Origin of the sequence: Streptomyces melanosporofaciens, from assembly GCF_900105695.1 — a bacterium.
Lineage (GTDB): Bacteria > Actinomycetota > Actinomycetes > Streptomycetales > Streptomycetaceae > Streptomyces > Streptomyces antimycoticus.
This window is the reverse complement of sequence record NZ_FNST01000002.1, coordinates 6,079,401-6,092,100: the sequence shown is the minus strand read 5'-3', so window position 1 is coordinate 6,092,100 and position 12,700 is coordinate 6,079,401. Positions and strand designations below refer to the sequence as shown.

Annotated in this window: 9 protein-coding genes; 1 reads left to right on the top strand and 8 read right to left on the bottom strand. The window is 71.6% G+C overall.

Going from position 1 to position 12,700, the window contains the following annotated elements:
* Position 1 precedes the first annotated feature (1 nt).
* Positions 2-2,113 (bottom strand): alpha-galactosidase, encoded by a 2,112-nt coding sequence (locus BLV72_RS29180; protein ID WP_093465980.1) that lies wholly within the window; start codon positions 2,111-2,113, stop codon positions 2-4.
* Positions 2,114-2,283: 170 nt separating this feature from the next.
* Between BLV72_RS29180 and BLV72_RS29175 the strand changes: the two genes are divergently transcribed.
* Entirely contained in the window at positions 2,284-3,108 is an 825-nt protein-coding gene (locus tag BLV72_RS29175; protein ID WP_093465978.1) for a tyrosine-protein phosphatase, read from the top strand.
* Positions 3,109-3,213: 105 nt separating this feature from the next.
* On the opposite strand, the gene BLV72_RS29170 is transcribed toward BLV72_RS29175, so the two are convergent.
* From BLV72_RS29170 to shc, 7 genes are read right to left on the bottom strand one after another with little or no spacing between them, the layout of a single operon-like run.
* Positions 3,214-4,407, bottom strand: coding sequence for a serpin family protein (locus BLV72_RS29170; protein ID WP_093465977.1), 1,194 nt, complete (start codon positions 4,405-4,407; stop codon positions 3,214-3,216).
* 17 nt (positions 4,408-4,424) lie between these two features.
* Positions 4,425-5,831: an aspartate aminotransferase family protein gene (locus BLV72_RS29165; RefSeq protein WP_093465975.1), complete on the bottom strand. Its 1,407-nt coding sequence runs from the start codon at positions 5,829-5,831 to the stop codon at positions 4,425-4,427.
* Positions 5,828-7,777: a 1-deoxy-D-xylulose-5-phosphate synthase gene (gene dxs / locus BLV72_RS29160; protein WP_093465974.1), complete on the bottom strand. Its 1,950-nt coding sequence runs from the start codon at positions 7,775-7,777 to the stop codon at positions 5,828-5,830. Before dxs ends, BLV72_RS29165 begins: the two co-directional genes overlap by 4 nt.
* Before the next feature lie 22 nt (positions 7,778-7,799).
* Entirely contained in the window at positions 7,800-8,927 is a 1,128-nt protein-coding gene (gene ispG / locus BLV72_RS29155; RefSeq protein ID WP_425288539.1) for a flavodoxin-dependent (E)-4-hydroxy-3-methylbut-2-enyl-diphosphate synthase, read from the bottom strand.
* A 43-nt stretch (positions 8,928-8,970) separates the two neighbouring features.
* Positions 8,971-9,996 carry an adenosyl-hopene transferase HpnH gene (gene hpnH, locus BLV72_RS29150; protein WP_093465971.1) on the bottom strand — a complete coding sequence of 342 codons (1,026 nt, stop codon included), beginning with the start codon at positions 9,994-9,996 and terminating at the stop codon, positions 8,971-8,973.
* Positions 9,947-10,693: a phosphorylase family protein gene (locus BLV72_RS29145; RefSeq protein ID WP_093465969.1), complete on the bottom strand. Its 747-nt coding sequence runs from the start codon at positions 10,691-10,693 to the stop codon at positions 9,947-9,949. Before BLV72_RS29145 ends, hpnH begins: the two co-directional genes overlap by 50 nt.
* Positions 10,693-12,639, bottom strand: coding sequence for a squalene--hopene cyclase (gene shc / locus BLV72_RS29140; protein WP_093465968.1), 1,947 nt, complete (start codon positions 12,637-12,639; stop codon positions 10,693-10,695). Before shc ends, BLV72_RS29145 begins: the two co-directional genes overlap by 1 nt.
* Positions 12,640-12,700 lie beyond the last annotated feature (61 nt).

Here is a 12,700-nt window from a genome sequence, read left to right as displayed (position 1 = left end):
GTCAGTTTCGGCGAAGGTGGAATACGGCGGCGTCGAGGTCGCCGCCCAGCCCGGTGCGCAGGCCCCGGTGCGCGAGCACCGCTCCCCGGTGCACCTCCCCGGTCTCCAGATCCCGGTAGCCGGCCGCCGGGTCGAGCCCGCGCAGCCGCAGCGGGGGCGGTGCGTCGCCGTAGTGCTGCGCCTGGATCCAGGCCAGCACCACGGTCTCCTCGCCCCTGACGTACTGCACCGCGCTGAGCCCGTCGCCCTCCGGCGGCCGCAGCCGGTACAGCTCACCGTGCTGGACGACCGGGCGCACCCGCTTGTAGAGCGCCACCCACTCGCGGGCCTCGGCGCGTTCCGCCTCGCTCCAGCGGGTCAGATCGCCGCCGACGCCCAGCACTCCGGCCATCGCGCTGACGAAGCGGAAGCGCAGCGAGCTGACGCGTGCGTTGCCCATGGCGTTGGGGCTGTCGGTGACCCAGGCGGCCATCACCCGGGCCGGGTGGAGCTGGCTGAAGCCGTGCTGGATGGCCAGCCGGTCCAGCGGGTCGGTGTTGTCCGAGGTCCACACCTGGTCGGTGCGGCCCAGGACGCCCAGGTCGATCCGGCCGCCACCGCCCGAGCAGGACTCGAAGGCGACCTGGGGGTGTGCGGCGCGCAGCCGCTCCAGCAGCTCGTACAGCCCGCGTACGTGGTCGATCCACAGCCGCCGCGGGTAGGCGTCGCCGGGCCAGCCGGCGTCCGAGAAGGAGCGGTTGAAGTCCCATTTCACATAGTCGATGGGCGCACCGGCGAGCAGGGTGTCCAGCCGCTCCCACAGATACTCGCGCACCTCGGGGCGGGCGAGGTTGAGCACGAGCTGGTTGCGGAATTCGGCGCGGGACCGGCCGGAGTGGTGCTGCACCCAGTCGGGGTGGGCGCGGTAGAGGTCGCTGTCGGGGTTGACCATCTCCGGCTCGACCCAGATGCCGAACTGCATCCCCAGGGCGTGCACCTCGTCGGCCAGCGGCTTCAGCCCGTGCGGAAAGCGGTCCGGGTTGGCCGTCCAGTCGCCGAGCCCGGCCCGGTCGCTGGTGCGCGCCCCGAACCACCCGTCGTCGACGACGAACAGCTCGACGCCCATGGTGGCGGCGAGCTGCGCGAGCGAGCGCTGCTGCTCCTCGCTGACCTCGAACTCGGTGGCCTCCCAGGAGTTGTAGAGCACCGGCCGGGACGACTCGGCGCCGGGGACCACCCGCGCGAGCTGCCAGGCGTGCCAGGCGCGGCTCGCGGCCCCGAAGCCGCCGTCGGTCCACAGCCCCGCGAAGACAGGGGTGGTGAACGACTCGCCGGGCGCGAGCAGCAGCTGGCCCGCGTCGTCGTGGCCGACCCCGCCGACCGCCTGGACGGCGCCGTCGGCCAGCCGCTGGACGGCGATCCGCCAGGCCCCGGACCAGGCGAGCGCGCAGCTGTGCACCTCGCCGCTCTCCTCGGTGGCCTCCCCGCCGTCCAGGGCGATCCAGGGCAGATGGTGATGGCTGGTGTGGCCCCGGCGGCTGCCGATCACCTTCTCGCCGGGGGTGAGCTCGGTGCGGGCCAGCCGGCTCTCGGCGGCCCAGCGGCCGTACAGATGGGACAGCCGCCAGCGGTCGCGCGCCGGGAGCGACCAGGCGGCGGAGTCGGCGCGCAGCAGCTCCACGGGCTCCTGGCCGGCGTCGCCGGTGTGGGTGAGGGTGGTCCAGCGCTCGATGACATCGCCGTCGTCCCGCATCCGGTAGTGCAGGGTGATGTCGAGGTGGTGCAGCGGGTCGTGGAAGCGCAGCCGCAGCTCCTGGCCGGTGCCGGGGTCCAGGACGGTGCCGCTGCCGAAGCGCCACTCGGTGCCGCGTACGCCCCCGGCGAGTACGGACAGGGCGGGGCGGACGAAACGCGGGCCGCCCTCGACGGGGTACTCCTCGCGCCCGTCCAGCGGTGATTCGAACGGCCGCTCCGGCGGCCCCGGCTCGGCGGCGAGGGCCTCGGCGTCCTCGACCGCGATGCCCGAGCCCCAGTGGAGATGGAGCAGTTCATCACGGTCGGTGACCCGCAGGGCATAGCTGCTGTGCCGCCCCGAGAGTACCCAGAGCCGACCGCTTCCACCGGTTTCGATCATCGCGCTCCCCCAATTCTCCACAGGTGTCAACATGATCGGGGAGGGCGGGCCGGTGCGGCAATGCCCTCGCACCGGCAGGAGACCGATTGCCCGCTGCACCCATGTCGTATGGTCGGCTCAGCCCGCCTCGTCGACGAGCCGCGTCGGCGGCCGATGGTGAAGGAGAGCCCGTGACGCAGCAGTCGCAGTCGCCGCAGGTCCCCCAGGCCGAAACTCAGCTGGTGGGGGTACGCAACTTCCGTGATCTCGGCGGACTGCCGGCTGCCGACGGCCGCCGTGTGCGGCCCGGCGTACTGTTCCGCAGCGGCCATCTCGCCCATGCCACCGAGGCGGACGCGGCCTTCCTCGACGGGCTCGGACTGCACACCGTCTTCGACTTCCGCAACGCCGCCGACATCAAGCTGGAGGGCCCGGACGTCACGCTCAGCGGGGTCCGGAACGTCAATCTGCCGCTGTCCGACCCGGCCGACGGCGCCGGGTTCTGGACGATGGTGCGCGAGGGCGATCTGGACACCCTGCGCAAGCTGCTCGCCGAGGGCCGGGCCGAGAAGCGCATGATCGGCTCCTACCGCGGCATCATCACCACCCGGATCGTCGAGCACGGCCGGATCCTCAGCGACATGGCGGAGGACAGCTCACCGGTGCTGATGCACTGTTCGGCCGGCAAGGACCGGGCGGGGCTGTCCATCGCGGTGACCCTGCTGGCGCTCGGCGTCGAGCGGGAGGCCATCGAGGCCGACTACCTCGCGTCGGCCGCCGCCCACCGGCGCTACAAGATCTGGCGCAAGGGCGATCCTGGGGACGGCTCCGACCCGATGTCCCCCGAGATCATGGCGCTGCTGCTGCCGCTCTTCGACGCGCGCGCCGAATATCTGGCGGCGGCCTTCGCGACCATCGAGGAGACCTGGGGCGGCACCGACCGCTATCTCGCCGAGGGGCTCGGCCTCACCCCCGAGCGGCGCGAGCGGCTCCGCGAGCGGCTGCTCACCGGCTGACGGCACCGCCCCGGGGCCGACAGCGCCGGTTCCGCGCCCGCCCCGGGGCTCACGGCTCACGGCTCACGGCTCACGGCTCACGGCTCACGGCTCACGGCTCACGGCTCACCACATCGTGTCGGCCCCGGTCTCGGGCTCGGTGATCCAGCCTGCCGTCAGCACCAGACCGGTCGCGCGGTGCACGGCCAGGAAGCCGAACGGCCGGTCGTACCGCACGCTGATCAGCTTCGCCTTCCGCCGCGGCGGCGCCGAACCGGGCGCCATGGAGAACGCGGTCACCGCCGCCGCCCAGAAGCCCTCGGCGCTGAACGAGGCGGTCATGGACTGCTCTCCGGAGGACAGCGCCAGCGCGGCCGGGCTGATCCCCGGGAAGTGGCCGCGCGCGGTGTCCTGGGCGGTACGCACCCCGAACAGCTCGGCCCGGCGCAGCAGATCGTGCCGGGCCTTCACGGTGAAGGCCGGGGTGGTGAGCGTCACCCGGGGCGTGGGGTCCCAGCTCTCGACCTCCATGACCTGGACTCCGGGCCCGGCCGCGCCCGGCGGCAGCGCCGAGCCGGGCCATCCCTCGTACCGCCCGGCCACCGCGCCGATCCCGGCCTCCAGCACCTCGCCGCCCGGTGCGTCCTCGGTGCCGAGGACCAGATGCACATCCAGCCCGTTGCCGCCCGCGACCCCGGAGAGGGTGAGCGGACCGGCGGGGGTGTCGGGGACGACCCGCAGCACCCCGTCGAGGTCGTCCATGGACCGGGTCAGCCCGGCCAGCGACCGGTCCCGCCATGGTCCGCTCTTGGGCATCAGCCAGCCCGGCTGGAACGGCTGCAGCCAGGCCGTCCGCACCGTGAGCGCCCCGGCCAGCACCAGCTGGGTGGCGGGGCTGAGCGGCACCGGCATCTCGGCGATCGCGCCCCGGGTGCACCGGGACGCCCAGGCGTCCAGCTCCTTGCGGTCGTGCTCGCTGTCCCCGGTGAGCGCACCCCGTACGCCCGGCGGCAGGGTGGCCTCCCACTCGGACCGGATCGGCAGGTCCTGGCGGGTCCACAGCCCGGTGGCCGCGTCGACACCGTCCATGCCGTCCAGCGCCCCGAGCAGCTCGCCGCCGAGCGCCGTGGCCCGGTCGGCGCCGACGCCCAGCGCGTCCTCCAGCTCCCGGCGGGCCGGGCCGCCGGCACCGCCCGCGAGCAGGGCGAGCAGCGGCCAGACCCCGGTGGCGGCGAAGACCGTGCCCTCGTCCGCCACGGCGGCCCGCGCCCACCTCGCCGTCATCGTGTTGACGGCCGCTGCGGCGGTCGCGTCGGTCATGCCGGATCCCCCATCGGTCAGCGGTTGGCCACCGCCTGTTTGACGAGAGTCCGGCCGAACTCCCACATCAGGCCGCCGCCCTGGTGTGCGTCGTCCATGACCGCGGTGAACGCCTCGACGAACCGGTCCACTTCCCGCTCGCCGATGATCAGCGGCGGAATCAGCTTAATGACCTCCAGATGGTCCCCGGACACCTGGGTGAGGATGCGATGGCGCCGCAGCAGCGGAACGACGACCATCTGCGCGAACAGCCCCTTGCGTGCCGTCTGCAGCATCGCCCACCGGCTGCGCAGCCCCAGTGAGCTGGGCCTGCCGAACTCGATGCCGATCATCAGCCCCCGGCCGCGGACGTCGTGCAGCAGCTCGTAGCGGTCCACGAGCGCGGCGAGGCGCTCGCGCAGCAGATCGCCGGTGCGACGGGCGTTGGCCACGATCCGCTCGTCCTCCATGACGGCGAGGACGGCGAGACCGGCCGCCATGGCCTGGGCGTTGGCGCCGAAGCTGGCCGAGTGGACCAGCACCCGGTCCATCGAGGAGTAGACCTTCCGGAAGATCCAGTCCTTGCCGAGGGTCGCGCCGACCGGCACATAGCCGCCGGAGAGGGCCTTGGCCACGCACACCAGATCCGGTTCGACGCCCTCCTCGTGGCTGTAGGCGAAGAAGTCGCCGGTGCGGCCGAGGCCGGTCTGCACCTCGTCCGCGATGAGCAGCGCCTTGTGGCGGTGGAGCAGCTCCTGCGCGGCGCGCAGAAAGCCGGGCGGGGTCTCGTGCACCCCCTTGCCCTGGATGGGCTCCACCACGAACGCCGCCACGTCCCCGCGCGCCAGCTCCCGCTCCAGCGCGTCGAGATCGCCCATCTCGATGGCGGTGTCGGGCAGCAGCGGGGCGAACCCCTTGCGAAAGCCGTCCTCGCCGTTGACCGACAGCGAGCCGGTGGTCAGCCCGTGGAAGGCGTGGGCGCAGTAGAGGATGCGCGGCTTACGGGTGGCGTAGCGGGCGAACTTCAGGGCCGTCTCGACGGCCTCGGTGCCGCTGTTGCCGAAGAAGACCCGGTCCAGATGCGGGGCGTGGGACAGCAGCCGCTCGGCCAGCAGACCGGGCAGCGGCTGGCAGTCGAAGCGGGTCAGATCGGCCAGGTCGGCGTCCAGGACGTCGTGCAGCGCCTTGCGGACGACGGGGTGGTGGCGGCCCAGCCCCATCACCCCGAAGCCGGCGAGCATGTCGAGGTAGTCCTGACCCTCGTCGTCCCAGAAGTACGCGCCCTCGCCCCGCTCGTAGACCTTGTCGAATCCGATGGTCTGCAGCATCCGGGGCAGTTGGTGGTTGAGATGCCGGGTGTGCAGGTCGTACCGCTCCGAGGCGCGCTCGGCCAGCAGCTTCCCGAGGTCGAAGCCCGAACGCCGCTGCTGCTCGGCTGCTGTCATGCCTGGCTCTCCTTGGCGGCGACGGTACGGGCCCGGGTGGCACTGCGGGCCCCGGCGGCGGTGCTCGCGCGCTCCGGGCGGACCGCGACACGGGTCAGGGCCGCCCCGATCCGGCCCGCGATCTCGGCGGGGGTGAGCCCGATGTCGGCGAGCACCTCACCGCGCTTGGCATGGGGCAGGAACGCCTCGGGGATGCCGAACGTCCGCACCGGCAGGTCGACTTCGGCGTCCGCGAGCGTCTGGGCGACCGCCGCGCCCACCCCGCCGGTGCGCACATTGTCCTCGACGACGGCCACCAGCCGGTGGCGCGCCGCGAGTCCGGGCAGCTCGGGGTCGACCGGCTTGACCCAGCGCGGATCGACGACCGTGCAGCCGATGCCGCGCTCGGCCAGCAGCTCCGCGGCGCGCAGCGCGACGGTGGCCATGACCCCGGCCGCGACGAGGAGGACGTCCTCGCCCCGGCGCAGGACGTCCATCCCGCCGACGCGGTCGATGGCCGCGATGGGCTGCCCCACCGACTCCTTGGGGAAGCGGATGACGGTCGGCGCGTCGTCCACGTCGATCGCCTCGCGCAACTGGGCGCGCAGTTGGTCGGCGTCGCGCGGGGCGGCGATCCGCAGCCCCGGCACCACCTGGAGGACGGACATGTCCCACATGCCGTTGTGGCTCGGCCCGTCGGTGCCGGTGACACCGGCCCGGTCCAGGACGAAGGTCACCCCGCAGCGGTGCAGGGCGATATCCATGAGCAGCTGGTCGAAGGCGCGGTTGAGGAAGGTGGCGTAGACGGCGAAGACCGGGTGGAGTCCGCCGGTGGCGAGACCGGCCGCCGAGACCGCCCCGTGCTGCTCGGCGATGCCGACGTCCCACACCCGCTCGGGATACGCCTCGGCGAAGCCGGCGAGGCCCACGGGGTGCAGCATCGCGGCGGTGAGGGCGACCACATCGGGCCGCTCGGCGCCGATCCGCACCATCTCCTCCCCGAACACCGACGTCCACGAGCGGCCGCCGGAGGGGATGAGGGGCGCGCAGGTGAGCGGGTCCATGGCGGCGACGGTGTGGAAACGATCCGCCTCGTCCTCCAGCGCGGGCCGGTAGCCCCGCCCCTTCTCGGTGAGGCAGTGGACGAGGACCGGGCCGTGGAACCGCTTGGCGCGGCGCAGGGCCGACTCGACCGCCTCGGTGTCATGGCCGTCGATGGGGCCGACGTACTTCAGCCCGAGGTCCTCGAACATGCCCTGCGGGGCGAAGGCGTCCTTGAACCCCTTCTTGGCGCCGTGCAGCGAGCCGTACAGCGGCTGGCCGACCACGGGGGTGCGTTGCAGCACCTCCTTGCCCCAGGCCAGGAAGCGCTCGTAGCCGTCGGTGGTGCGGAGGGTGGCGAGGTGGTTGGCGAGCCCGCCGATGGTCGGCGCGTAGGAGCGCTCGTTGTCGTTGACGACGATGACCAGCGGGCGGTCCCGGGCGGCGGCGATGTTGTTGAGCGCCTCCCAGGCCATACCGCCGGTCAGCGCCCCGTCCCCGATGACGGCGACGACATGGTCGGTGGCGCCGCGCACCTCATTGGCCTTGGCGAGGCCGTCGGCCCAGCCCAGCACGGTGGAGGCGTGGCTGTTCTCGATGACGTCGTGCTCGGATTCGGCCCGTGACGGATAGCCGGACAGTCCGCCCTTGTGGCGGAGTTTGGAGAAGTCCTGGCGGCCGGTGAGCAGTTTGTGGACGTAGGACTGGTGGCCGGTGTCCCACAGGATGCGATCGGCGGGCGAGTCGAAGACGCGGTGCAGGGCTATGGACAGCTCGACCACGCCGAGATTCGGTCCCAGATGGCCTCCGGTCCTGGCCACCGCGTCGATCAGGAACTCCCTGATCTCCTGGGCGAGCACGTCCAGTTCCTCACCGGTCAGCGCCTTGAGGTCGTGCGGGCCCCGGATGTTCTCCAGCAACGGCATGGTCGGTTCCCCTCCTCGTGTATCAGCCCACGGTGACGTCCGGGGTGCCCGACGGGACCCCCTCGTCCTCCATGCGCCGCGCGATGTTCATGGCCTCGTCGATCAAGGTCTCCACGATCTTCGACTCCGGCACGGTCTTGATGACCTCGCCCTTCACGAAGATCTGCCCCTTGCCATTGCCCGAAGCGACACCCAGATCCGCCTCGCGCGCCTCACCGGGGCCGTTCACCACACACCCCATCACCGCGACCCGCAGCGGAACCTCCATGCCCTCCAGCCCGGCCGTCACCTCATCCGCCAGCTTGTACACATCCACCTGCGCCCGCCCACACGACGGACACGAAACGATCTCCAGCCGCCGCTGCCGCAGATTCAGCGACTCCAGAATCTGGATCCCGACCTTGACCTCCTCCGCCGGAGGCGCCGACAGCGAGACCCGGATCGTGTCCCCGATCCCCTCACTCAGCAGCGCACCGAACGCCACCGCCGACTTGATCGTCCCCTGGAACGCCGGACCCGCCTCCGTCACCCCAAGATGCAGCGGATAGTCACACTGCGCCGCGAGCTGACGGTAGGCATTGACCATCACCACCGGATCGTTGTGCTTCACCGAGATCTTGATATCCCGAAAACCGTGCTCCTCGAACAGCGAGCACTCCCACAACGCCGACTCCACCAACGCCTCCGGCGTGGCCTTGCCGTACTTCTCCAGCAGCCGCCTGTCCAGCGACCCCGCGTTCACCCCGATACGGATCGGCACACCCGCACCCGACGCCGCCCTCGCGATCTCCTTCACCTTGTCGTCGAACTGCCGGATGTTCCCCGGATTCACCCGCACCGCCGCACACCCGGCATCGATCGCCGCGAACACATACTTCGGCTGGAAATGAATATCCGCGATCACCGGAATCTGCGACTTCTTCGCGATCACCGGCAACGCGTCCGCGTCATCCTGCGACGGACACGCCACCCGCACGATCTGACAGCCCGACGCCGTCAGCTCCGCGATCTGCTGCAGCGTCGCCCCGATATCCGCCGTCACCGTCGTCGTCATCGACTGCACCGAGATCGGCGCGTCGCCACCCACGGCCACCGGACCGACCTGGAGACGGCGCGAGACCCGGCGTGGGGCGAGCGGCCTGCCCGGCATGGCGGGCAGGCCGAGTGCGACCGGTTCTGCTGAACTCATGGGGTCACCCGTGGTTTCCGCCGGCGGTCTCCCGGGCGGCGCGCAGCGACTCCTTGAGGGAGCCCATGGTCGCCAGGACCGCGGTGGGCTCATAGCCGCAGTGGGCCATGCAGTTGTCGCAGCGCGGATCCTTGCCGCGGCCGTACTTGTCCCAGTCGGTCTCCTCGACCAGCTGGCGGTAGGTCGGGACATAGCCGTCGCTCATCAGATAGCAGGGGCGCTGCCAGCCGAAGAGCGAGTAGTTGGGGATACCCCACGCGGTGCACGGGAAGTCCGCCTTGCCCTCGAGGAAGTCGAGGAAGAGCGGGCTGTGGTTGAGCCGCCAGCGGCGCCGGTTGCCTCCGGCGAACGCCTTGCGGAACAGCTCGCGGGTCTGCTCGACGCCCAGGAAGTGCTCCTGGTCGGGCGCCTTCTCATAGGCGTAGGCGGGCGAGATCATCATCTCGTCCACCTCGAGCTCGTCATTGAGGAAGTCGAGCACGTCGACGACGGTCTGCGGGGTGTCGGTATTGAAGAACGTGGAATTGGTGGTGACCCGGAAGCCGCGCCGCTTGGCCTCCTTGATGGCCTCCACCGCCTCGTCGAACACCCCCTCCTTCGCCACCGATTCGTCGTGCCGCTCCCGCAGCCCGTCGATGTGCACCGCGAAGGCGAAGTACGGGGAGGGGGTGAACAGATGCATCTTCTTCCGCAGCAGCATCGCGTTGGTGCACAGGAAGACGTACTTCTTCCGCTGCACGAGCTGCCGTGCGATCTCGTCGATCTGTGGGTGCATCAGGGGCTCGCCGCCCGCGATGGACACCATCGGCGCACCCGACTCCAGCACCGCGCCGACCGCCTGGGCGACGGGCATGCGCTGCTTGAGGACCCCTGCCGGATGCTGGATCTTTCCGCAGCCCTCGCACTTGAGATTGCACGCGAACAGCGGCTCGAGCTCGACGATCAGCGGGAACTTGTCCCGCCGCTTGATCATCTTCTGTTCAAAGAGATACGTCGCGACCCGGATGGTCTGGCGGAGAGGCATGGCCATCTAGCTCACCTCCTGGGAGCAGCGAAGAACGGTGCCAGTGAAAGAAAGCAGGAAGAACTGTCCGCAATACCCGGAAAGCTGATATTCCACCGCGCAGCGTGCCGATACGGACGAGTTCATGTTCAGGAGCGTCCACGACCACCCGGACGGCCGCAACCGGACGGACGCCGTGGCTGACGGCGGTGCGCAGGGTCGCGGCGGACTCCATGTCCACCGCGATGGCGCCGGTGCTGTGCAGCGCGGCCCGCTCCGCGCCGCGCACCACATGGTCGGAGCCCACGACGGGGCCGATGTGAACTCTCCAGCGGAGGCCGCCGGAGAGCGGACGTGACAGGGCGTCGGCGAGGATCCGGGTGCCGGTGCATACGGTGCGGCCCGCCGGATCGCGGGTCTCGTCGGCGACAACGATGTCCCCGGGGTGCATCCCGGGGGCCAGTCCGGCACAGAAGCCGGTGGCGATGACGGCGGTGCGCGGCACTCCGCACACCGCCGGCTCTCCGGGCTCACCGGACCTTCCGGTCAGCGCCCGGCCCACGGCGCGCTCGGCAGCCTGCGGCCCCATGCCCGTGCGGAGCACGGTCACGGGCCCGGCGGCGGCGCCGGGACCGGCGCCGCGCAGGGCGAACCGCTCGATGCCGAGCGCACAGGCGATCAGCAGCGGAGCACCGCCGGCCTCCGGGGCCGGATCGGCGGACATCAGCCGCTCCGCGGTCGCGCCCCGGTGGGCTCGCCGTGGACATACCGGCCCAGTGCCGTGACCGGGAAGACCTGCCGGTACAGGTGGTAGTTGATGGAGAAGTCCCAGGGGAAGCCGGTGCCGGTGAAGTACGGCTCGTCCCAGGAGCCGTCCTCCCGCTGGGTCTCGGCGAGCCAGGTGACCCCGCGCTCGACGGCCGCGCCGTCCCGCTCCCCCGCCGCCAGCAGCGCCAGCAGCGCCCACGCCGTCTGCGAGGCGGTGGAGGCGCCCCGGCCCATCCACTCGGCGTCGAGGTACGAGCGCTGGTCCTCGCCCCAGCCACCGTCCTCGTTCTGGACGCTCTCCAGCCAGCGGACGGCCCGGCGGACCGCCGGATGGGAGGCGGGGACGCCCGCGGCGATCAGCGCGGGGATGACGGATCCGGTGCCGTAGACGTAGTTGGTGCCCCAGCGGCCGAACCAGGCGCCGCTCGGCTCCTGCTCGGACAGCAGCCAGGCGATACCGCGCCGGGTGCGGGCGTCGTACGTCCTCCCTTCGTGGGCGAGCATCTCGACGACATGCGCGGTGACATCGGCCGACGGCGGGTCGACGACCTCACCGAAGTCGCAGAACGGCAGCTTGTTGGGGAGCGGGCTGGTGTTGTCGACGTCGAACGCGCCCCACGCGCCGTTCTTGGACTGCATGCCCAGGGTCCAGCGCATGGCGCGCCGTACGGCCGCCTCGATCCGCTCGGGCTCGGGGTGATCGACCCGGCGCAGCGCCAGGACGACCTCGGCGGTGTCGTCGATGTCGGGGTAGTTGTCGTTGTGGAATTCGAACGCCCAGCCGCCGGAGGGGAGGCCGGGCCGCCGCACCGACCAGTCGCCGGGCCGGTCGATCTGCTCGGCCAGCATCCAGTCGGCGGCCTTGACCAGCGCCGGGTGGTCGGGTGCGAGCCCGGCGTCGGCGAGCGCGATGGCGGCCAGGCAGGTGTCCCAGACCGGGGACTGACAGGCTTCGATCATCCGGCTGCCGTCCTCGCGCCACACCGCGAAGCGGTCCAGCGACTCCAGACCGGCGCGCATCACCGGGTGGTCGAGGTCGTAGCCGAGCAGATGGAGGGCGATGACGGAGTAGACGGCGGGTGGCTGGATGCCGCCCCAGCAGCCGTCGTTCTCCTGCCGCTCCACGATCCAGCGGGCGCAGGAGCGCAGCGCGGCCCGGCGCAGCGGGCGGAAGGCGACCTTGTGGTAGGCGTGCAGGGCCCGGTCCAGCCGCTGGAAGGCGCCGTCCCAGGAGGCGATGGGGGCCGGCGGGCGGGGCGGATTGGGTCTGCGAGGGTCGGTGTGGAGCTCGTCGAGGGGGAAGGGGGCCGGGCGCACCGGGCGTTTGGCCGAGACGATCGTCAGCGGCACGATGGTCTGCCGGGCCCAGCAGCCGAAGTCGTAGATGTTGAGCGGCAGCCACTTCGGGAAGTAGATGATCTCCGGTGGCAGCTCGGGCAGATCCTCCCAGCGCCACCAGCCGAAGAGGGCCAGCCAGATCCGGGTGAACACCCTGCCGGCGGCGATGCCGCCCCGGGAGCGCACCCAGGCGGAGGCGGCGGCCATATGGGGCGCGTCGGGCTCGTCCCCGGCCAGCCGCAGGGCGACATACGCCTCGATGGTGGTGGAGAGCTCGGGCGGACCGCCGTGGAAGGAGGCCCAGGTGCCGTCGGCGCCCTGCTGGGAGCGGAGGAAGCGGGCCGCGGCGTCGAGGGTGTCGGGGTCCTGGATACCGAGGAACTGCCGGAGCATCAGATCCTCGGCGTCCATGGTGACGTTGGTCTCCAGGTCGCCCTTCCACCAGCCCCGCTCGTCCTGGCGGGACAGCAGGTGCTCCACCGCACGGGCCGTCGCCTCACGGGCGACACTTAAGGTCTTGGACTCGGATGACTCGGAGGGTTGGACGGTCGGTGTCGCTGTCATGGCTTCCCCTCTGCAGTGTGCTCAGCTGCCGTCTTTGGGGCTTCCGTCGGCCGGCACCCCG